Genomic DNA, 20,940 nt, shown 5'->3' on the forward strand with positions numbered 1-20,940 from the left:
GGTGGGCCTGGCTCAGGCCGGGCCCTTGCGGATGACCAGGACCATCGACGTGCTGACGAAGCCGTCCATCATCAGCTTGATGTGCCGGGCACGTCCCTCGAAATAGGGGTGCTGGTCATAGTCGAGGTCGTATTCGTGGGTCCCGCAATCGAAGTCGACGGCCTCAAGCCCGCAACGCAGGGGCCGCAAACGGTAGTCCAGTCGCTCGATATCCTGGCGGCGATAGATGCAGTCGCCATACTGGACCGTGCGGTCATTGGAGCTGACGTTGTACTCGGTCGTGTGAACCGCCACGCCACCGGGCCGGATCAACCGCATCGCATTGACGACGAAATCCAGCCCGTCATCGAGTGTCCCGATGTGCTCGAAGGCGCAGGAACTCCATACGAAGTCGCAACTTGCGTCTTCAAATCCGCTGAGATCGCGCATGTCGGCTGGCTGGAACGAGACTTTCTCGCGAAAGCGTTCCTCGGTCACCCAATCCGGGTGATAGAGCGCGTCCAGCGTTGCCGCATGTTGGCTGGTGTCCGACCATTTCTCGGTCGTCTGATCGACCCCCAGATCCGTTGCCAGCACCTTGGCACCAAGGGTAGCCATGGCGGATGGCAGCGGCTCGGTGCCGACCGCAAAGCCGATACCGTTCCGCCCATCGCGCAGCATGTCCCGGTTGCCCAGCACATCCAGAATGGCGCACCATTCCCACCATTTCCGATAGCTGGCGTTGCGCTCGAGCGAGACACCCGGCGGCACGCCGATCAGGGCACCCGCGCGGCGATACCAGTCCGTATTGAAATGCTCGTAGCGGCAAACCGTTGAGCTCAGCATCCAGCCGACTTCCTTCGTCCTCGATGGGTTGCCGCTTGCTAACAGATCGAACGCGCAACCAGCACCCTTAAACGACCAATCAGAAGTAGAGATCCAGCGCTTGGGTCCTCGATTCCATTGAGTCGCGAAGAATCTGCTTGGCACGAGGAGTTTGGGTAGGCATCGCACGATGAGCCCGATCAGAGAACGATAACGATGTCCAAATTTGAAGTCACCCCGACCGCCATTTCGGACGTCAAGGTAATCAAGCCACGCGCGTTCGAGGATCCGCGCGGCTATTTCATGGAGACATATACGCGGTCCGAACTGGTGCCGCTGGGCGTGGATCAGGTGTTCGTTCAAGACAACCAGTCACTGTCGCGTGATATCGGTACGCTGCGCGGGCTTCATTACCAGCTGCCGCCTTTTGCACAGGACAAGCTTGTCCGCTGTATCCGCGGCCGGATCTGGGATGTGGCGGTAGACATCCGTCGCAGCTCGCCGACATTCCGACAATGGGTCGGGGTCGAACTGAGCGCCGATAACCGATTGCAGTTGCTGGTCCCGGTCGGATTTGCCCATGCGTTTCTGACGCTGGAGCCGGATACCGAGGTCGTCTACAAGGTCAGCGCGGGTTATAGCGCGGCCCATGACGCGGGCATTCGCTGGGACGATCCAGACATCGACATCGACTGGCCGTTGCCGTCGTCGCAACCCGTTCTTTCGGCAAAGGATGGCGTTCTCCCTGCCCTGTCCGATGCCATCGTTTTTGACTGAAGCCGAGGCGATTTCCTGATGCGTGTTCTGATCACCGGAGGCTGCGGCTTTATCGGCTCTGCCGTGGTTCGCCGAGCGGTCTCCGAACTGGACTGGACTGTCCTCAACGTGGACGCCATGACCTATGCGGCCAACGCGGCCAATGTGGCCGACGTCGCCGGATCCGACCGTTACACCTTCCTGAAAGCGGACATCGCAGACCTGCCGGCGATGCGCGCGGCCTTTGCCCACTTTCGTCCCGAAGCGGTCATTCACCTGGCGGCCGAAAGTCATGTGGATCGTTCGATCACCGGCTCTGCCGACTTCGTGCGCACGAACGTCGTCGGTACCCATGCGATGCTGGAGGCTGCCCGGGAACACTGGAACGGGCTGGACGCGGCAGCTCAGGGCACATTCCGCTTCGTCCATGTGTCGACGGATGAAGTCTACGGTTCCCTGGGGCCCGAGGGCCTGTTCACCGAAACGACCGCCTACGATCCACGTTCGCCCTATTCCGCGACCAAGGCGGCATCGGACCACCTGGTGAGCGCATGGCACGAGACTTACGGCCTGCCCACGCTGATCACGAACTGCTCGAACAACTATGGGCCCTTTCATTTCCCCGAGAAGCTGATCCCGCTGGTCATCCTGAACGCCCTGGAGGGCAAGGATCTGCCTGTCTATGGCGACGGCCAGAATATCCGCGACTGGCTGTTCGTGGAGGATCATGCGCGGGGGATCACCACGGCGCTGACGGCCGGCAAGCCCGGGCAGAAATACAATTTCGGCGGCCTGGCCGAACGCACCAATCTGCAGGTCGTCCACGCCATCTGCGATACCCTGGACCGGTTGCGTCCGGCTGCGGCACCGCGCAGGGACCAGATCCGCTTCGTCAAGGATCGACCTGGCCACGACCGCCGCTATGCCATCGACTGCTCCAAGGCCCAGCGCGAACTCGGCTGGGAACCGTCTGTTTCCTTCGAACAGGGGCTCGAGCGGACGGTCGCCTGGTATCTGGAAAACGAGGTCTGGTGGCGTCCGCTGCGGGACGGGGTCTATTCGGGTGAGCGACTTGGCCTGACGGCGGGCTGACCGGCATGGCACACATCCTGATTCTCGGCGAGACCGGTCAGGTCGCCCGCGCCCTGCAGCGACGGCTGGGCGGTCAGCACCGACTTACCGTAGCAGGACGGGCCGTTCTGGACCTGGCGGACCCGACCGCCGCCCGCGCCTTCGTCAGCGACAGCGAAGCGGACGTCGTGATCAATGCGGCCGCCTATACCGCTGTCGATCGGGCCGAGGGCGGCCTTGTCGGCCGGGCACTAAACGCGACCGGCCGACAAGGTCGCCTGTCCTGAGGAGATTGCGTTTCGGATGAAGCTGATCGGCAAGGCCGAACTTGAGTCCGCGGCTGCGGCCCTGGCGAAAACGGCTCACGGCGCATATCTCGGCCGACTGACGCATTGATTCCCGGAAAATCGCGCCCGATCGATCGTCTCTGAGGCGAGCGCTCCGCGAAAGTCAGGTCTCGATACCCAAGGCTGCCTTGACCTGATCGATCAGGCCACCCTCATCAGGCGAGAGTTCAAGGCTGGACTGCTGCTCTTTCAACTGAGCCCGCCAAGCCTTCTTGTCGCTGTAGAGGCGAGCGACCCATTCGGCGAAGGACTGGCCGCCATCGTCACGCTGGCCGACCGCGATTGCAGGGTTTGTCGCGAGCCCGAGCCGGACCGCAACATGGTCGGTCATGACCGTTGGCACACCGGCACGCACAGCTTCAACGACTCCCGCCGGGTAGTGGCGGGAGAAGCGGTCTGGAGCCAGAACCACGCGCGTCTGCCCCAGAACCTCGACCAGCTGCACGTCATCAAGGGCCCCCAGCATCTCGATGCGATCGCCGAAGCGTTGCCGGAAATCATCGGAGAGACCGTCGTTCCACTGGCCAGCGAGGGTCAGCCTGACACCGTCCAAGTCGCCGAGTCGGGGCCAGATATCGCGCAGCACCCATTCCAGGGCGTCATGGGACGGGCTGGAGAAATCGTGAACGCCGCCAACGAACAGGATCCGGTTCCTGTCGGTGAATGACCGGTCGGGGATGGCGGTCCCGAGCACACGCGGCGAATGTCCGATCTCGACCACAGGACCGAGGCCGATCTGCTCGATCAGAGCCCGATCTTGATGATCGACCGCAACCCAGTGATCCACGTCCGTCGCATGGGTCAGTTCGTCGTCCAGGGTCGAGAGTAGCCGGTGGCCGGGCTCGACCCCCTTGTCCAGTCGCAGCCGTTCGATCGCTTCAAGGCTGGACAGGGCTCCGACATCGCAGATGACCTTGAGGCCAAAGCTGATCCTCGCCCATGCCACCGTAACGGCATGGGCCGACAGGGTAGAGGCCCCGCAGATCCAGAGATGGCTGTATCCGGCGGCATGGCGATGGAGGGTCTCGTCGAACGACTGCCCCGGCATCCATGCCCGGAAGACCTCGGCGCGAGGGTCCTTGTAGTGGTCGATCCCGACATCCGGCTTCAGGGCCAGAATGTCAAACGCGATATCCATCTCGGCAAGACGATCCAGAATAGCCTCCTGTCGTCCGGGCCCCGATCCCAGCCGCGCCGCCGGGATGCTGTCAGTGATCATCAGCACCCTGAACGGGCCAAACAGGGCGTCGCGTGATCTTGCCGCGCGTTCGGGAGGGGAAGGCGGCTGCATGGCCCTGAACCTGGCGGCGTGAGCGCTCTTCAGGTGCCTGCGGTTCCGCAGGGCACCGGTCATATTGGCGCTCGCGGGGCGACCCTTGGCAAAGGAAGCGTTCTCGTAATGCATGACGGCAAGTCCGGCATCGACAACAGTGACCTTGCCAAGGTCTCGCTTCATGCGAAGCGCGAAGTCGACGTCCTCGTAGTACCCCGGAGCAAAGCTGCCTTCGAACCCTGAAAGCGCTTCGAAATCCGATCGGCGAAAGGCGATGAAGCATCCGGACGCATAGTCGACCTCGATACGACGATTGCTCCGTAGACGGAACACGTCCATCCCCCGTCCGAAGCCCTCTGTATTGCCGAGACGGTCGATCGATGCGCCGACTTCCTGGAGTGTATCGTTCGGCAGAATGATCTTCGCGCCAAGAACGCCTACTGAGGCGTCGCCGTCCAGGACGCCAAAAACCCGATCAAAGGCATCGGGCTGGACTTCGATGTCGTTGTTGACCACCAGGAAAACGTCGCCACGGGCTAGGGCCGCGCCGGAATTCACCGCTGCCGGGAAGCTGAAGGGCGCAGAGAGCTGTTCCACCCTGACCGAAGGCAGCGCGGCCAGAAGCGTGACAGTGTGATCCCGGCTTCCGTTGTCGATGACGATGATCTCGGTCTCGATCCCGCGACGTGACCTGAGGATCTCGATGGCGAAAGCGGCTGATTTCAGGAATCCGGCGGTCAGGTCGGCCTGGTTGAACACGGGCACGATCACGGACAGCCGCGGAGCCACGGCGGGCGGAATGGTGATCTCGCCGTCGATGATCTCCCCATAGGCGCGTCGGCCGCGTTTTTCGAACAGGGCGCGACCATCGTCCGGGGCGACGGTGCGTTCGGCGAGCGGAGGATTGACGCTCCAGCCGCGCGCCTGACCGACGAGAAGGAAATGTTCCAGACTGCTGGCGATGCCCAGCCGAGCCATCTCCTGAGCCACGAAGGGATATCGCTGGAGATAGTACCAGGGATTGAAGAAGGGGTTGGGTGGCCGACCTTCCCGGGCACCTTCGAAGACATAGTGCCATTCGGCCGATGGGACCCGGCCCTCGGCGATGGCCTGGCCGACATCGGGGTGGGTGTTGAGGTAGTAGTGCCGGTCGAAATCCGGACAGAAGGCGTTGCCGGCAGCCAGACCGATCCGAACGCAATGTTCCAGCGGGGAGGCGAACTGGCCCGATGCGATCTCCAGGGCAGCGCGCGGATTCTGGGAGAGGTAATAGTCCGGATCGAACAGGACCGAAGTTCGCCAGCCCGCAACCTGGCCGGCTTCAACGAAATGTCTGAAGGCCGGTGGATTACCGCTCCAGTCGCCGCTGTTCAGCGTCCGGTAGGCGTGATGACAAAACAGCGGATGGGGAGAGGCACCGGCGGCATCGCCCAGTCTCAGGAAGTCGAGGTAGGCCAGACCGTCAGGCGCAGTCCCGTCCAATCCCCGATCTTCGACCGAGCGATTCTGGCAGTAGGTCGGCTCGTTCCAGAGCCAGTGGGTCAGCAATCCGGCGAGCGCGGCATCCTGTGTATCTTCGAGCCATTCGCCGAGGGTGAAGGGTCCGGCTCGACGCACGGCAGCCAGACCCTCGCTGAACAGGGGCAGCATGACTGGAACCGGTGTATTGCGTCCGATCAGGGCTTCGAAATCCACTCCTTCCGGTCCACAGAACCGTCTGTTGCTGGGTTCATGAACAAACGCATCAGTGTCGAAGGACACCAGGTCAAGGCCGGTCGCCTGGGCATCGCGCCGTGTGTCGACGATGCGCTTCAGGGCGACCAGGGCTTCAGGTGCAAACGACGGCGTACCCAGGCCCTGAAGATCGGGGGATGTCACGGCTGCGAGTAAAAGCTCCGCCCATCCGACCTTCGGGGATGGCTGGTGATGCGGCAGGTGTCGGGCGAGCCAGAGGTCGGCATCTCGCAGGTCCGACCGGGAAAGCGTCGTTCCGCCCTTCAGAGTCCCTTCATCCACCAGAACATTCTGGATATTGCCGAACTCCGCCGATGCCCCGATGACGGCGCAGAACTCCGCGAAGGGCCGGGTTTCCCAATAGGCAATCTGGGTGACAGGGTCATCGGGAGCGCGGCCGAGGAAGACGACAAAAACCGCAGCCAGATCCGACAGGTCGACGCCGTGATCGCCCGATGCGGGTGTGCCTGCCCTTCGTTCGTCGCTCACTATGCTCTTCCCGGCGTGGCTGAGGCCGTGTCGTTAGCAGGGAAGTTTCCGGGAGGCGAGGCCGCCCTTCAAGTGGGGGAACGGCAATCCCGAAGATCATGCGGATGAACTTCTGCGGGAAAGCTGCCGTCATGGGTTAATGCAGGATTATGATATGCGGTCACCGGTCATAAATTTTGTTGCGATAGCGGTTTACCCGTCTATAGCGTCCGCGCAGTCAACTGGTGGGGATGAGACTATGACATCAGGCGCATTGGCACCTGACGACGAAGCCCTGGTGCGGGCAGCGCGTCGAATCGTCCGTCAATTCAATGTATCGGCTGCCGAGCAGGGCGCGCCGATCCGGGTGCCGGAAATCAAGATACCGCCGGCGTCCGATCCGTCTTCCATGCGGATCATCGTTGACGACCTGGTCGCGCAGGTCAGCCATCTCCAGAACCTGTTTGTGGTTCGCGAGAGTACCTATGAGGCAGTGGTCGAGCGACTGGAACGCATGGTGGCCACGCTTGAAGGGCGTGTCGACGCCCTGACGTCGGACATCGACGACTTCCGACGCGGTCAATCCCTCGCACGACTGGCGGATGCGGACGAACTGGAACAGCTCAAGACTAGCGTGGCAGCCGAGGTCGGTCCGTTGATGGCGATGTGCCGGACCATGATCCTCGACGCCCAAGCCGCACGCGAACTTGTCGTCGGCGACATTCAGAAGGCCACAGCAATTCTGTCGGCCCCGCCGGGCGAGCCGTCAAGCCAGACGTCATGAGGGTCTTCCACTACTGCCCGTCGATCACTTCTCGTGATGCGATAGGCTATTCGACAACTCGATTGCACAGGGCGCTCCTTACTGCTGGAGTCGAATCATATCTTGTGTGCGATCAGAACAGTCTTGTTAGAGCGCCTGCGGGAACCTTGACCGTTCAAGACTTGGCGTCATTGATGCCAGCGAAACAAGATGTCATCATATTTCACTACTCGTTCGCAGACCACAATGCGGATTTGATACTTGGGTATCGTGCCAAGGTAATTCTTGTTTACCACAATATCACGCCTGGACATTTCTTCCGTGCACATGGCCAAACTGGACTGGCTGACGCTTGTGATGCAGGTCGGGCCGCGCTGCCCGTTATCGTTCAAAGGGCTGACGTCTGTATTGGTGATTCCGACTACAATCGAGCTGAGTTCCCAATTGCTACTGGCAGGACTGAGTGCACTATACCTGTATTCTATAATGATCACCTGTTTCGTCCGGTTGCGGCTGACCATGAGCGTTTTCTGAGGTCTAGCGCCAATGGTGCTGTTAATCTGACCTTCATTGGTCGCCTCGTCCCGAACAAGCGGATCGACAATGTCATTCGGGTTGCCGGAGCGATCAAGAATACGATCGGAATGACCCCCCGCTTGAGGATCTTCGGCAAGATCTGGGACCGGGAATATTTCCGGTATCTGGAAAGTATCGTGCTGGATCTTGGGCTGGAAACGAACGTCGTGTTCGAAGTCAACCAGCCGGGCTCGGAGCTGCGCTCGGCCCTCGCATCGTCCGACGCCTTTGTCACCATGAGCGAACACGAGGGCTTCATGGTGCCGCTGCTTGAGTCGTTTTCGGCGGGATGCCCCGTCGTCGGCATGAAGTCCACCGCGATCACCGAGACCTGCGGACCGGCCGGTGCCCTCCTGCCCACCGCGGACATAAACGCCGTGGCCGGGATGGCCGTGGCCCTGAAGCGTGACCGGGACAGCCGGATGGCGGTCATCCGGGCACAGAGCCAGCGCGCCCAGGCCTTTGCCGAGGGCCGGACATGGAACAAGTGGCGGATGATCCTCGAAGACTTCGTCCCTCAGTTAAGGAACGCCTGATATGCGTATCGCTTTCGACGGGGGATCCTTTCAGCAGGGGATCCTCGGGGGAATCCATAGCGTTGCCGTCAATTTCCTGAATGCCTGTCGGCGTCTGGATCCCGACTTCGACGTGATCCTGGTGCTGGACCCGCGGTTGGGGCCCGTGAACCCGCTTGCAATGGCCCAGCTGAACTGGACGCCGGACACCGTTTCGGCACCCGTGGGACCCGCCTATGGCGCCGACGCTGAGGGCCCTCTCGGGAGCCATAATCCGGCGGTCCGGTTCTTTGTGGACGGCAAGCTGTTCACACCGCATGCAACAACTGGAAGCGTAACCTATCGGGGCCCACGTCCGGAGCGGGAGTTCGTGATCCTGAGCCGTTCCACGCGCCCCGTCGACGTCGACGGAACGCCGGATAACCGCAAGCTGGGGATCGCAATCACGGGCATGATCCTGTCGGATGGCACCAAGACCCGGTCGATCGACTATGATGACCGGCGCCTCCACCGCGGATTCGATGTCGTGGAGTCCTCGTTCCGCTGGACGGATGGTTGCGCCTTCGTCCCCGTCGCCCTGTTCGAGGACATGGGCGAGGAAATCAGTCTCCACCTGACCTACAATGCCTTCAACACCTATCCGCTGTCACCCGGTCGCCTGCTGGACGGGATGAAGACCCTGCGACGCGAGGTCGAGGCATCGCGCAGGAGCATTGTCACCGACGATCTGTCCGCCCAGCTCCGGGATGCAGGATGCGAGTTCTATTTCGCGAATCATTTCATCCCGGCGCACATGCCCTATCAGAAGCGCGTGGCCTGGGCCTATGACCTGATCCCGGTTCTGTTCCCGCAGTTCTTCCATCCCGATGCACGCCGTAATTTCGATGCGAACATCGACGTCTTCCGCGCCGCAGACCGGGTCTACACGATCTCTCACTCGACGCTGGATGACCTGGCCGAGACGCTGAATCTCGACCGCGATCATCTTCGATACGCCGGGATTGCCGCCGACGTGAACATCTCGAAGCGTGAACCTGCGGCCGTGCAGAAGGTTCTGAAAACCTTCGGCCTCAAGAAGTCCGAATACATCATCATGGTTTCGACCGTCGAGCCGCGCAAGAATCACCTGCGGCTGCTGGAGGCCTATCAGGCGCTCCGGAAGCGGGTCCCGAACTGTCCCAAGCTGGTCATGGTCGGGCAGATGGGCTGGGATTTCCAGGAAGTCCTGAACTATCGCGACTCCCATGGCCTCACGAACGAGGCGATGATCCTGTCCAATCTGTCGGTCGACGACCTGTCGTGCCTGTATACCGGGGCCCTGTTCTCGGTCTATCCGAGCGTCTACGAGGGCTTTGGCCTGCCGGTGGTCGAAAGCATGGCCTGCGGGACCCCTGTGTTGACGTCCAACGTCTCGAGCATGGCCGAGATTGCTGCTGATGCAGCGCTGACGGTCGATCCCTACGACGTCGCGGCGATCGCCCAGGGACTGTTCAAGATGACCACGGACGCCGGTCTGCGGACGAACCTGAGGATCAAGGGCGACAAGCGTTGCCAGGACTACACCTGGGACCGCACCGCCCAGCTGATCCTTGATGACCTCGAGAGCCTGGCGAACTGATGCGTATCGCCGTCTTCGCGACCTATGACGTAAGCCCCGGAGAGAACGGTGGCGAAGCGCGTTATCTCTCGCTCTATTCGCGCCTTGCGAAGACGCATCAGGTTCGCATCGTCGCCTATCATTCCAATACGAACCGGGACGTTTCGACCGAGCGACTCAGCAAAAATCTCACCAACGTCGTCTGCGGCATTTCCGAACGGGACAAGGCGCGCCTGCATTCGCTCTTCACGCAGACCGCGCGCTACCTGCACGACATCCTCTGCATCGAGGAATACGGATTCAGCGACTCCTTCCGCACCGAGGTCCGCTCGGCCATCGACTGGGCTGATGCCGTGGTCGTGTCCACGCCCTTTCTCGCGCCCTTCATCGTCCCGCAGTGCCGGCGCAGCCAGCTGAAGGTGCACGAGACCCACAACGTCGAGGCAGACGCCAAGGCCAGCTACCTCAAAGGAAGCCGCAGCCCGGCACTGATCCCGATTTTCCAGAAGCAGGTGGAGGATGCCGAGGGTTTGGCCGTCCGCTCCGCCGACGTCGTGGTCGCGGTGAGCGAGGGGGATGCCCGCCGGTTCGAAACGCTCTATCCGGTGCCCGCAGGGCGGGTCGTCGTCGTGCCCAATGGCGTGACGTCAGCCGATTACGACGATGTCCCGGTCGCGGCGGTCGAGCAGATGCGGGCTGCAATCGATGCTCCCGAGGGGATCGGCATCTTCATCGGTAGCGCCTATGGCCCGAACGTCGACAGCTACAAACAGGCGCGTCTCTGGCTGGACGCAGCCGGCTTTCGCGGCAAGGTCATCATCCTGGGTCGGATGATCGAGGCCCGCGACGACAGTTGGCCGGCCGTGGGTTTTGCCGAGCAGTGGCTCGGTTTCGTCGACCTCGAGTCGAAGATCCTGCTCATGAAGTCGGCGGATTTCGCTCTGCAGATTGTCACGTCCGGGGGCGGAACAAACCTCAAGGTATTCGAATACATGGCTGCGGGATTGCCGATCGTCGCCAACGTCTTCGGCACTCGGGGCGTGGCGGATGACGGCTGGTCCCTGGATGCCGATGATGTCGAGAAGCTGAAGGCGATCGTGGCGGACCGGGCGTGGTCGGGCCCCGCCGGCGTTTCTGCGGCCCGAAAGGCGCAGGACGTGGTTCGGCGAGACTACGATTGGGATGTGCTGGCGCGGAAGTATGAGGGCGTGTTTTTGCCTGCCGCAGTCGTCTAGTCCAATCCCGTCAGACGTGCTGACGGGATCCTAAGATAAACTTTTTACCCTGTTGTGCCGAACCCGGCACGCCCTTTAATCAGCCCCAACACGGCAATTCAGACTCGAGAGCTTCACCATGACAAAGAAATGCGCCGTCATCACCGGCATCACGGGCCAGGACGGAGCCTATCTGGCCCAGTTGCTGCTGGGTAAGGGCTATCGCGTCATCGGCGTGGTGCGGCGTTCCAGCCACTATGGCGTGGCGACCCACCGGCTGGACTGGCTGGGCATCTCCGACCAGGTCGAGATGATTGACGGCGACCTGCTGGATCTCAGCGGCCTGTGCCGGATCATCCGCGATGCCAAGCCGGACGAGGTCTACAACCTGGCGGCCCAGTCGTTCGTGAAGACGTCCTGGGACCAGCCGGTGCTGACGTCCCAGTCGACCGGCGTGGGCGTGGTCAACATGCTGGAGGCCGTGCGCCTCGAGGCTCCGGAAGCGCGCTTCTACCAGGCGTCGTCCTCGGAAATGTACGGCCTGATCCAGGAGCCGATGCAGAGCGAGACCACCCCCTTCTATCCGCGCTCGCCCTATGCGGTGGCCAAGCTGATGGGTCACTGGATGACGGTGAACTATCGCGAGAGCTTCGGCATGCATGCCTCGTCGGGCATTCTGTTCAACCACGAATCCCCGCTGCGGGGCCTCGAGTTCGTGACCCGCAAGGTCACCGACGCCGCCGCACGCATCAAGCTGGGTCTGGCCGACGAACTGCGCATGGGCAATACCGACGCCAAGCGCGACTGGGGTCACGCCAAGGACTATGTCCGCGCGATGTGGATGATGCTGCAGCAGGACGTCGCCGACGACTATGTCGTCGCCACCGGCCGCACCACCAGCGTCAAGGACCTGATCGACATCGCCTTCTCGCACGCGGGTCTGTCGCCCGAGCAGTATGTGAAGCTGGATCCCGCCTTCCTGCGCCCGGCCGAGGTCGACGTGCTGCTGGGCGACGCGTCCAAGGCCAAGAAGGCCTTCGGCTGGGAGGCCGAGATCGGCCTCGAGGAAATGGTCCGCGAAATGGTCGACGCCGACCTGGCCCGCCATCGTCAGCGTCAGGCCTGAGCCTGTGCCCCTGTCCCCGGCCGGTGAAACGGCGACGCGCGTCCTGATCACCGGCGCGTCGGGGTTCGTGGGTCGGCGGCTGGCCCGACGGCTGTCGGTCGAGGGGGCCGGGTACGAAGTCCTTTCCCTGGGCGGTCCGGGCCATGCGGACCAGGGTCGGGTCGTCGACCTGACCGACGCCGCAGCGACGGCGGATGTCGTGGCCGAACTCCGGCCGGACGCGATCGTTCACCTGGCCGCCTTCTCCTCGGTGGGGCAGGGCGCAGGTCGGCCGCACGAGGTCTGGGCGTCGAATTTCGATGCCACGCGCAATCTTGTCGAGGCCGCCTCTGCGCTGGAACAGCCGCCTCGATTCGTCTTTGCCTCGACGGCCGAAGTCTATGGCCGAGGGTTCAACGACGGGCCCCGCGATGAGGACGCCGCCCTCGCCCCGGCCTCGACCTATGCCCGCTCGAAGGTCGCCTGCGAGTACATGCTGACCGATCTGGCGGCATCGCTGGATGTCGTGATCCTGCGGCTGTTCAACCATACCGGCCCTGGCCAGGGCGAAGCCTTCGTGGTTCCGACCCTGGCGGCGCAGCTCGCGCGGCTGGACCCGGCTGTGGCGGGAGAGGTCCGGGTCGGAAATCTCGAGGCCTGCCGTGACTTCACCGATGTCGAGGACATGGTCGATGCCTACGCCGCCGTCCTGGCCGATCCGGACGGCGCGGCCGGCGTGCGCATATATAATGTCGGTTCGGGCCGGACCCGTTCGATCCAGTCCGTCCTGGACGTCCTGATTCGTCACCATGGCGGCGAGGTCGTCGTGACACAGGACCCGGCGCGCATGCGGGCCTCGGATGTGCCGGTCAACCCGGGCGTCTTCGATCGCTTCCGCGGCCGCTACGGCTGGGCCCCCGTCCGCGACTTCGATGCGACGATTGCCGCCATCTATGATCACGAGCGGGGACGGGCGCAGGGTGCCTCGCAGGGAGCGTGACCGCGCGATCGGCCACGTTCACCTACTGGGACTCGGACGACCTCGGCGCGATCTCCGCGCATCGCGAACACTGGCGTGGATATTTCCCGGCCCATGCCGTCGTGACGCGCGACGCGGCGCGCCGGCTGCTCGCGCATCGATCCCCCCGGCATCTCGAAACCTTCGATCGCATCGCCCTTCCGGCCTGCCGCAGCGATATCGCCCGACTTCTGCAACTCGAGGAGGAGGGGGGGCTCTATGTCGACGCCCACTGCGCCGTCCTTGATTCGGACGGCATCCTGGCCCGGCACCACCTGCTCGACAGCGTCGATCTGGTGGTCAGTACGCGCCATGCCCCGAATTTCGCTCGTACCATGCCACACAACAGCATCGTCTGGTGCCGGCCGGGCGCGCCAGTGGTGTCCAGGTTGCTGGACAAGGCGCTCGATAACCTCGCAGCAAAGGCCGAACGCGAGCGGGTTCACGGGTTCGAGGCCTATCATGTCTGGGACCTGACCGGCCCCGGAGTGTTCTGGCGCGAGCTATTCGACGTCGAGGCGACCGAGGGACAGCTGAAGCGTGAGTGGGACGGCAAGGTCGCCACCATCTTCGAAACGCACAATCCGATCAGGCGGCATGTCTTCGTTGGTTATAGGGGGCCGGGGGATCACTGGAGCGAACGCCAGCGATCAGAATGCCTGTTCAACACTCCACGCACGTAGGTGCGCCGGGCCGGCCGACCCGGCACGCGCCGATCGTCAGCCAGCAAGGGCATCAAGGTTAAAGCCCGGTTTGGACCGCCAACAGCTGAACACGGTTCGAATCGCCCATGTTGTGTCAGAAAAAAGTCAAGCTTGACTTTGCGCGTCTCGGGCTCACTGTTCCCTTCGCAGGTGAGTTCGACGGCCGACAAGCCGTTTCGTTAAGATCTGTTTTACGTTTAAGTCACCGTTACGCTTGTGTTTTTTGGCGTGCCCGCGCCGGCGCGCTGGTGCGGATTACGCTTGACGCTTGGAAAAGACGCACGCTACAAGGCGAGTGCCGTGGACGCAGCCTTCATTCCAAAATGGAGTGAACTGTGACCGAGAGGCGTTCACTCGTTGGCTACGTCCACACAACAGGTTTTTTTGGGGAACCCAATCCACATGACTAAGATGACTCTTCTCACCGCTGGTTCGGTTGCGGCACTCGTGCTCGCCGGCGCGGCCCAAGCCGGCACCATCACCGGTTCGGTTAACGGCGTGGCTGCAACCGGTGCTGCCAACGGCCAGTACACCATCGCCGCCGAGCGCACGGACGCCTCGATCGCCACGCCAGCCGGCGGCTTCGTGGTCACCAACACCCTGACGACCCCGCTGAGCATCACGCAAGGCACGACCCAGAACTATCGCGTCACCTTCACCGTGACCAACGGCACGATTGCCGGCGCAACTCTGGCCGTCACGGGCACGGGCCCCGCTGCGACTGTCGCCGCCGCTGGATCGACCTCCACCTCGGCAACCTTCATCGTCACCGTCGACGCCGTTGGCGCTCCCGGAACGATCACGGCCTTCGCCCTGACCTCCACCCTGACCAGCCCGACGGAAACGTCGGTCGCGGTTGCGGCGACGACGGAACTGCTGGCTGGTGGCGTCGCGACTTCGGTTGACAACACGGCTGCCACGACCCTGGTTCGTTATGCTCCCGTCATCGGCGCGTTCACGGCAACGTCGAACAACACCCTGGCTGCCCTGCCGAACTTCCAGTCGTTCACCAACACGGGCGTCACGACCAACCCGGCTCCGCTGAGCAACGGCAACCTGACGGCCCAGCTGGCCACGGGCTACGGCGTTGCTCAAAACGCTGGCACGTTCTACGCCGGCCTGGCTTCGAACGCTGTCGTCACGCGTGACGCCATCATCAACGGTGGTACGCTGACCATCACGGGTGCGCAGCTCAACGTGCTGACGCCTGCTCTGACGTCCGGTGGCACGCTCGTGACCTCGGCCACGAACGCCGTGTTCACACTGACCGACGGTCAGGCTGACGCTCTGTCGGCCGGTGCAAACTTCACGCTGACCCAGGCTGGCACTCCCGTCGCCATCCAGGCCGGTTCGTTCACCTCGGCCTTCCTGCCGACCTACGTGGCTGGTTACACCGCCCCGACCACGGCAACCTCGGTTGCTTCGGGTAACATCGCTCTCGACGGCGTGAACTTCATCGCACCGTGGATCTCGGGTTCGCAAGCTGCTGGTCAGTCGGTCATCCGCCTGAGCAACGGCGCTGCTGCCCCGAGCGGCACCGTGACCCTGCGTCTGAGCAACGCCCGCGCTCGCGCGGCTGGCGTGACGACCGGTGCCGGTGCACCGATCGCCAACCAGACCTGCTCGACGGCCTTCACGATCCCGGCCACAGGCGAGCTGCAAATCGGCGCAAGTGAACTGTCGGCTTGCTTCGGTGCCTTCCTGCGCGGCGACGTGCAGATCACGGTCCAGTCGGCTGCTTCGCAACTGACCGCCAAGGCCCGCACGATCTCGGACGGCGTGACCACCGAAACCTCGCTCGGCCGCTTCTCGGGCGCCCAGGCTGCGGACGCCTCGTTCTAAGAAACACCAACCTTCGGGTTTGTGGAAAGGGAGGGCCTCGGCCCTCCCTTTTTCTTTGCCCGCTCTCCAGCGGCCGGACCCGCGTGACGTCGCGGCATTCCGGCATTAGAAGGGTCGACGTCTGTCCCGGAGTCCACCCTGACCGCCATCACCCTGATCCCAGCATTTCCTCAGCAGTCCCGCGGCCTTGCCGCCCAAAGGCTGGGCGACATCCTGCTGTCGCGCGGGATGATCCGGCCGGCTGACCTCGAACACGGCCTAGCGCTTCAGGCCAGCAATGGCGGACTGCTCGGGCTCAACCTTGTGCGGCTGGGGGCTGTGTCAGAGGCGCAGTTGCTGGAGGTGTTGTCCGAACAGCTTGGTTTGGACATCCTCGCGCCAGAGGACGGTCCGACGCCCGGACAGATCCTTGCCTTCCTGACCGAGGTCGGTGCTCCACGCTCCTGGTGGGCTGCACGCGAGGCCGTGGCCTGGCGGGTTGCCGCCTCCGACCTCGATCCTACGGCCGAGGTTGATCCGCATGCGGTGGGGCGCATCGTCTGTGCCGCCGTCCAGCCGCTCGATCCCCTTCTGGCTCAGCGCATTGCCCAGGCGACCCGCGAACCGGTCCAGTTCCTGCTGGCCCAGCGGTCCCTGATCGAGGCCCTCACCGACGATCTGTCGGGCACCCGGGACGACGCCACTGCCCAGGCCTTCGGCTCCGGTTCCGACGCCGCCCGCCTGCGGGAGCTGGCGCAGGAAGCCCCGACCATCGATTTCGTCAATTCCGTCTTCGCCGAGGCCCTGACCCGGCGCGCCTCCGACGTCCATGTCGAGCCCTATGAGGACCGTTTCCTTGTCCGCATGCGGATCGACGGGGTGCTGACCACCGCCCGCGCCGCGCCGCGCTCCAATTTCGATGCCGTCTGTTCGCGGATCAAACTGCTCAGCGGGATGGATATTGGCGAGCGCCGCCTGCCGCAGGATGGCCGGCAGTCGATCCGTGTTTCGGGCCAGGAAGTCGATCTGCGCGTCTCGTCCCTGCCCTGCTCCTGGGGCGAATCGATCGTCCTGCGTCTGCTGGGCAAGACCAGCCGCCTGCCTCTGCTGTCCGAACTGGGCGTGGGCCCGGCCCAGGAACGTAGCCTGATCTCGCTGGCGGAACAGCCAAACGGCGTCTTCCTGATCACCGGACCGACCGGGTCGGGCAAGACCACGACCATCTATCGCCTGCTGACCCATCTGAACGACGGTGAGCGCAAGATCATCACGGTTGAGGACCCGGTCGAACTGGACCTGCCGGGCGTCATCCAGGTGCGGGTCCGCTCCGAGATCGGCCTCACCTTCGCCGCCGGCCTGCGCTCCATCCTGCGCCAAGACCCCGACGTGATCATGATCGGCGAGATCCGCGACCCGGAAACGGCCCGGATCGCCGTCCAGGCCGCCCTGACCGGCCACCTCGTGATCTCGACCGTCCACACCAACTCGGCGCTGGCTGCCCTGCCCCGCCTGATGGACCTCGGGATCGAGGACTATCTGCTGGCCGATGTTCTGCGCGGGGTGGCCGGCCAGCGGCTGGTCCGCCGGCTCTGCGTCGACTGCAGCCGCCCCTCGACAGCTCATGAAGCCGACGCCCACGAGCGGGCCCTGCCCGCCCACCTCCTTCATGTCGTGGCATCCGAGCCTGCCGCCTGGCGCGAGCCGGTCGGCTGCCCGAAATGCGGACAGAGTGGTTTCCGGGGCCGGGTCGGCCTGTACGAGATCGCTCCGGCTTCGCCCGGCATCATCGCCGGCATCCGGACCAGCGCCGACGAAGACCAGCTGACCGCCATGGCCCGCGGCGACGGCTTTCTGAGCTTTGGCGACGACGGCTATATCAAGGCGCGGCGCGGCGAGACCGCCATGACCGAAGTCTATCGCATCGTCGGAGCCGGGGAATGACCGTCCCGACCTCGATCCCGGCCCCCGTCGCGGTCGTCGGCATGCACCGTTCCGGCACCTCATGCCTTGCCGGATGTCTAGAGGACCTCGGCCTGACCCTGGGCGATGTGAACCGGTCCGCCCCGCACAATCTGAAGGGCAATAACGAGAACCCGCGGTTCTGGGCCGTTCACGACGCCGTGCTGGCTCGCGTCGACGCCGCATGGGATCGCCCGCCCGCTGGCCCCGTTGCCTGGCTGCCCTCGGAGATCGCCGCCCTGAAGGCCGTTCTGGCCGACTATGAGCCACTTTCGCGACCCTGGGGGTTCAAGGACCCTCGCGCGACCCTGCTGCTGGACGGCTGGTTCGAGGCTATGCCTGAACTGCGGCTGGTGGGAACCATCCGGCATCCCCTGGCCGTTGCGGCCTCGCTGGTCAAGCGGAACGGCTATGCGGTCGAGAGGTCCCTGGGCATCTGGGAAGGCTACAACCGGGCCATGCTGGCCTGGCACGACCGGGCTCCCTTCCCGGTGATCGACTATGACGCCCCCGACTACGAGGCCCGTGTCCGTCTTGCCGCCGGGCCTCTCGGGCTGGACGCAAGCCGACCCATGCCATTCAGGGCCGCCGAACTGACGCATCAGAAGGCCGACGGACCCGCTCCGGAGGTGGTCGCGCCGCTGTGGGCGCATTTGCAGGATCTCGCTGCGTGAGCACGCCGGTCCTGTCGATCGTCGTCGTCGGATTCGACATGGCCCGCGAACTGCCGCGTACCGTGCAGTCGCTCCTGCCGCCATATCAGCAGGGCATCGATCTCGCCGACATCGAGATCATCGTGGTCGACAATGGATCGGCCGACCCGGTCCAGCGGACGGATTTCGGGCATGAGGGAAACATCACCGTCCTGCGGGTCGAGGATGGCGGCACGTCGCCCTGCCGGGCCATCAATCGCGGGGCAGCGCTGGCCCGGGCCGACCGGCTGGCCGTAATGATCGATGGAGCCCGCATGGCCTCGCCCGGCCTGCTGGCCACCGCCGTTCAGGCCTCTCGGATCGACCCGGACGCTTTCATCGCTACGCTCGGGTTCCATCTCGGCCCGAAGGTCCAGCAGATATCGACATCCGAGGGCTATACGCGTGCCGTGGAGGACCAGATGCTGGCGGACATCGGCTGGCCAGCAGATGGCTATCGGCTGTTCGAGATCTGCGCGCTGGGAGAAAGCTATGCCCACGGCGTATTGCAGACCCCGCCGGAAACGACCTTCTTCCTGATGGGCCGGGACCGTTTCCTGAAGATGGGCGGCTATAATGAAGCCTTCACCGGGCTGGGCGGCGGGCTTTCGAGCTTCGATTTCTTCAACCGCGCCGTGGCCGATCCGGAGGTGCCCTTCATCATGCTCGTCGGTGAGGGCACCTTCCACCAGCTCCATTATGGTGCGACGACCCGGGAGGGGGGGGTTCGCCGCCCGGCTCCCGAAGGCGAGGGCACGCTGGGGGATGTCTACGCCCGCGAGTATCAGGCGATAACGGGCCAGCCGCTTGCGATGGCCACCGCCCTGCCCCTGCTGTTCGGGCGGTTGAAACATCCCGCCGCACGCCACTATTTCTTCCCGACCGTCCATGACTGACCTGATCCCCTTCCAGTACGAGGCGATCGGGCGCGACGGCCTGCTGTCCAAAGGCTTGCTGAGTGCGACGGACGAGGCCGCAGCCATGCGCCGGCTGGCCGGCGATGGCCTGACGGTCGTCAAGATCGGCCGGTCCGCACCCCCCAAATCCGATGGAAAGGACCGGGCTCTGAAACCTGGGGAACGGGTTCTCGTCCTTCGCCAGATGGCCCTGATGCTGGAAGCCGGTGTCTCCCTGCTGGAGACGCTGGACACGGTCGCCCAGGGCATGCAGGCCCTGAGGGGAAAGCAGCAGTTCCTGGCTGCCATCGGGGCGCTGCGCCGCGGCGATGCCCTGGGGACGGCGCTTGAAGAGCACGTCCCGGGCTTTCCCTTCTATGTCTATGCCATGGCGCGCGTCGGCGAGGCGTCCGGCCGGATCGCCGAGGTGCTGAAAGAAGCCGCCGAACAGATGGCCTATGAAGACCGGCTGCGGCGCGAATTCACCAATGCCATGACCTATCCGGCGTTTCTTGCGTTTGCCGGGGTGTCGGCCGTCGGGTTCATCTTCACCCAGGTCGTCCCGCGGTTCGGCACCATGATCGGCGAGGACCGGACCAATGTGCCCGCCATGTCGCGCTGGGTGCTGTCGGCCGGCGAGTTCGCCAATGCCAACCTGCCTCTCGTCGGGATGGTGATCGGGGCGCTGGTGGTGCTGGGCATCGTCATCGCCACCAATCCCTCGATCAAGGCCCGCGCCTACACGGTCGCACATGGATTGCCCGTCATCGGCTCGGTCATCCAGGCGAGGGAGATCGCGTCTTGGGCACGGCTGACGGCGTTCGCCCTCAATAATGGTGTGCCGATCCTGTCGGCCGCCGCCCTGGCCCGGGCAGCGGTGCCGATCGGGCCCTTCCGGCAGGGGCTGGATCTGCTGGAAAGCGATCTGCGCGCAGGCCTGACGATCGACGCTTCGCTAGGTGCCCATACCCAGCTCGAGGCGATGGACCTCAGCATGCTGCGGGCCGGGCAGAAGTCCGGGGCGATCGGCTCGATGTTCGGCTTCATGGCGGACAATTACGAGACGCGGCTTCGGGATCGGATGAAGCGAATGACGGCCCTGCTGGAGCCGCTGGCCATCGCCGTGATCTCGCTGGTCGTCGGCTTCGTCGCGCTTTCGCTCGTCCTCGCGCTTTCGAGCGTTTACGAAGGCGTGGTGTGATGAAGCGGCGCAGGTCGGGTTTCAGCCTGATCGAGGCCCTCGTCGCCCTCACGATCGCGGCCGTGACCCTGGCCGCGATCTTCGAGCTTCAGGTCCAGATGGTGCGCGGCCAGCAGCGGGCCGTCGAGGCCATGGAACAGGTCGCCGCCCAAGAGAACGCCCTGGCGCTGACGCGGGACATCAATCCCATGGTCTCGCCGCAGGGCGAGATCCGTCTGCCGGAAGGCGATACGATTTCCTGGGTTTCAGAGCCGCTTGGGCTGCCACGGCAGAACGCAGGCTTCCCGGCGGAAAATGGGATCTATCAGGTTCAGCTGTTCAGACTGACCGTTCGAATCGAGCGTGCCCGGGGTCGATCACCGGGCCCGCTCGTCTTCAATCGAATGGGGTGGGCAAATGCCGTCCAGTCCGAGGGCAGGTAGGTAT

The 20,940-nt window shown here is 63.9% G+C and carries 18 protein-coding genes; 16 read left to right on the forward strand and 2 right to left on the reverse strand.

Annotation, left to right across the window (positions count from 1 at the left end; translation table 11 throughout):
- Positions 1-12: 12 nt before the first annotated feature.
- Complete coding sequence (locus GGR13_RS04420) at positions 13-825, reverse strand: methyltransferase domain-containing protein (RefSeq protein ID WP_183212202.1); 813 nt, start codon at positions 823-825, stop codon at positions 13-15.
- A 195-nt stretch (positions 826-1,020) separates the two neighbouring features.
- Here GGR13_RS04420 and rfbC point away from each other — a divergent pair, with 195 nt between their 5' ends.
- The 3 genes from rfbC to GGR13_RS04435 are packed head-to-tail and all read left to right on the forward strand — an operon-like array spanning position 1,021 to position 2,918.
- A complete protein-coding gene (gene rfbC, locus GGR13_RS04425) occupies positions 1,021-1,581 on the forward strand; it encodes a dTDP-4-dehydrorhamnose 3,5-epimerase (RefSeq protein WP_183212203.1) in 561 nt (186 codons plus the stop codon).
- 18 nt (positions 1,582-1,599) lie between these two features.
- On the forward strand, positions 1,600-2,652 hold the full coding sequence (gene rfbB, locus GGR13_RS04430; protein WP_183212204.1) for a dTDP-glucose 4,6-dehydratase: 1,053 nt from the start codon (positions 1,600-1,602) through the stop codon (positions 2,650-2,652).
- 5 nt (positions 2,653-2,657) lie between these two features.
- Positions 2,658-2,918, forward strand: coding sequence for a sugar nucleotide-binding protein (locus GGR13_RS04435; RefSeq protein WP_183212205.1), 261 nt, complete (start codon positions 2,658-2,660; stop codon positions 2,916-2,918).
- 163 nt (positions 2,919-3,081) lie between these two features.
- Here the strand turns inward: GGR13_RS04435 and GGR13_RS16840 are convergent, their stop codons facing one another.
- Positions 3,082-6,474, reverse strand: coding sequence for a glycosyltransferase (locus GGR13_RS16840; protein WP_183212206.1), 3,393 nt, complete (start codon positions 6,472-6,474; stop codon positions 3,082-3,084).
- A gap of 238 nt (positions 6,475-6,712) precedes the next feature.
- On the opposite strand from GGR13_RS16840, the gene GGR13_RS04445 reads away from it, so the two are divergent.
- The 13 genes from GGR13_RS04445 to GGR13_RS04505 all read left to right on the forward strand — a co-directional run bounded on the left by GGR13_RS04445 (position 6,713) and on the right by GGR13_RS04505 (position 20,936).
- The gene (locus GGR13_RS04445; RefSeq protein ID WP_183212207.1) at positions 6,713-7,237 is read left to right on the forward strand and encodes a hypothetical protein; all 525 of its coding nucleotides are present in this window, start codon (positions 6,713-6,715) and stop codon (positions 7,235-7,237) included.
- 173 nt (positions 7,238-7,410) lie between these two features.
- Positions 7,411-8,328, forward strand: a complete 918-nt coding sequence (locus GGR13_RS04450) for a glycosyltransferase family 4 protein (RefSeq protein ID WP_246347697.1) — start codon at positions 7,411-7,413, stop codon at positions 8,326-8,328.
- A gap of 1 nt (position 8,329) precedes the next feature.
- Positions 8,330-9,925: a glycosyltransferase family 4 protein gene (locus GGR13_RS04455; RefSeq protein ID WP_183212209.1), complete on the forward strand. Its 1,596-nt coding sequence runs from the start codon at positions 8,330-8,332 to the stop codon at positions 9,923-9,925.
- Positions 9,925-11,139, forward strand: coding sequence for a glycosyltransferase family 4 protein (locus GGR13_RS04460; protein ID WP_183212210.1), 1,215 nt, complete (start codon positions 9,925-9,927; stop codon positions 11,137-11,139). Before GGR13_RS04455 ends, GGR13_RS04460 begins: the two co-directional genes overlap by 1 nt.
- A gap of 118 nt (positions 11,140-11,257) precedes the next feature.
- Positions 11,258-12,244 (forward strand): GDP-mannose 4,6-dehydratase, encoded by a 987-nt coding sequence (locus GGR13_RS04465; protein WP_183212211.1) that lies wholly within the window; start codon positions 11,258-11,260, stop codon positions 12,242-12,244.
- A gap of 4 nt (positions 12,245-12,248) precedes the next feature.
- Complete coding sequence (locus tag GGR13_RS04470) at positions 12,249-13,223, forward strand: NAD-dependent epimerase/dehydratase family protein (protein ID WP_183212212.1); 975 nt, start codon at positions 12,249-12,251, stop codon at positions 13,221-13,223.
- The gene (locus GGR13_RS04475) at positions 13,220-13,924 is read left to right on the forward strand and encodes a glycosyltransferase (protein WP_183212213.1); all 705 of its coding nucleotides are present in this window, start codon (positions 13,220-13,222) and stop codon (positions 13,922-13,924) included. The genes GGR13_RS04470 and GGR13_RS04475 overlap by 4 nt, the downstream gene beginning before the upstream one ends.
- 432 nt (positions 13,925-14,356) lie before the next feature.
- Entirely contained in the window at positions 14,357-15,787 is a 1,431-nt protein-coding gene (locus tag GGR13_RS04480) for a hypothetical protein (protein ID WP_183212214.1), read from the forward strand.
- A 210-nt stretch (positions 15,788-15,997) separates the two neighbouring features.
- Positions 15,998-17,707 (forward strand): GspE/PulE family protein, encoded by a 1,710-nt coding sequence (locus GGR13_RS04485; protein ID WP_484478985.1) that lies wholly within the window; start codon positions 15,998-16,000, stop codon positions 17,705-17,707.
- Positions 17,704-18,399: a sulfotransferase family protein gene (locus GGR13_RS04490; RefSeq protein ID WP_183212216.1), complete on the forward strand. Its 696-nt coding sequence runs from the start codon at positions 17,704-17,706 to the stop codon at positions 18,397-18,399. Before GGR13_RS04485 ends, GGR13_RS04490 begins: the two co-directional genes overlap by 4 nt.
- Positions 18,396-19,313, forward strand: a complete 918-nt coding sequence (locus GGR13_RS04495; protein WP_183212217.1) for a glycosyltransferase — start codon at positions 18,396-18,398, stop codon at positions 19,311-19,313. The genes GGR13_RS04490 and GGR13_RS04495 overlap by 4 nt, the downstream gene beginning before the upstream one ends.
- Positions 19,306-20,514 carry a type II secretion system F family protein gene (locus GGR13_RS04500; protein ID WP_183212218.1) on the forward strand — a complete coding sequence of 403 codons (1,209 nt, stop codon included), beginning with the start codon at positions 19,306-19,308 and terminating at the stop codon, positions 20,512-20,514. Before GGR13_RS04495 ends, GGR13_RS04500 begins: the two co-directional genes overlap by 8 nt.
- Positions 20,514-20,936 carry a type IV pilus modification PilV family protein gene (locus tag GGR13_RS04505; protein WP_183212219.1) on the forward strand — a complete coding sequence of 141 codons (423 nt, stop codon included), beginning with the start codon at positions 20,514-20,516 and terminating at the stop codon, positions 20,934-20,936. Before GGR13_RS04500 ends, GGR13_RS04505 begins: the two co-directional genes overlap by 1 nt.
- Positions 20,937-20,940 lie beyond the last annotated feature (4 nt).

This window comes from Brevundimonas variabilis (assembly GCF_014199945.1).
GTDB lineage: Bacteria > Pseudomonadota > Alphaproteobacteria > Caulobacterales > Caulobacteraceae > Brevundimonas > Brevundimonas variabilis.

Coding starts and splice junctions, on each gene's coding strand:
- GGR13_RS04490 (WP_183212216.1), top strand. CDS start 17,704: ATGACCGTCCCGACCTCGATCCCGGCCCCCGTCGCGGTCGTCGGCATG.
- GGR13_RS04460 (WP_183212210.1), top strand. CDS start 9,925: ATGCGTATCGCCGTCTTCGCGACCTATGACGTAAGCCCCGGAGAGAAC.
- GGR13_RS04450 (WP_246347697.1), top strand. CDS start 7,411: ATGCCAGCGAAACAAGATGTCATCATATTTCACTACTCGTTCGCAGAC.
- GGR13_RS04500 (WP_183212218.1), top strand. CDS start 19,306: ATGACTGACCTGATCCCCTTCCAGTACGAGGCGATCGGGCGCGACGGC.
- GGR13_RS04455 (WP_183212209.1), top strand. CDS start 8,330: ATGCGTATCGCTTTCGACGGGGGATCCTTTCAGCAGGGGATCCTCGGG.
- GGR13_RS04465 (WP_183212211.1), top strand. CDS start 11,258: ATGACAAAGAAATGCGCCGTCATCACCGGCATCACGGGCCAGGACGGA.
- GGR13_RS04505 (WP_183212219.1), top strand. CDS start 20,514: ATGAAGCGGCGCAGGTCGGGTTTCAGCCTGATCGAGGCCCTCGTCGCC.
- rfbB (WP_183212204.1), top strand. CDS start 1,600: ATGCGTGTTCTGATCACCGGAGGCTGCGGCTTTATCGGCTCTGCCGTG.
- rfbC (WP_183212203.1), top strand. CDS start 1,021: ATGTCCAAATTTGAAGTCACCCCGACCGCCATTTCGGACGTCAAGGTA.
- GGR13_RS04420 (WP_183212202.1), bottom strand. CDS start 825: ATGCTGAGCTCAACGGTTTGCCGCTACGAGCATTTCAATACGGACTGG.
- GGR13_RS04435 (WP_183212205.1), top strand. CDS start 2,658: ATGGCACACATCCTGATTCTCGGCGAGACCGGTCAGGTCGCCCGCGCC.
- GGR13_RS04480 (WP_183212214.1), top strand. CDS start 14,357: ATGACTCTTCTCACCGCTGGTTCGGTTGCGGCACTCGTGCTCGCCGGC.
- GGR13_RS04445 (WP_183212207.1), top strand. CDS start 6,713: ATGACATCAGGCGCATTGGCACCTGACGACGAAGCCCTGGTGCGGGCA.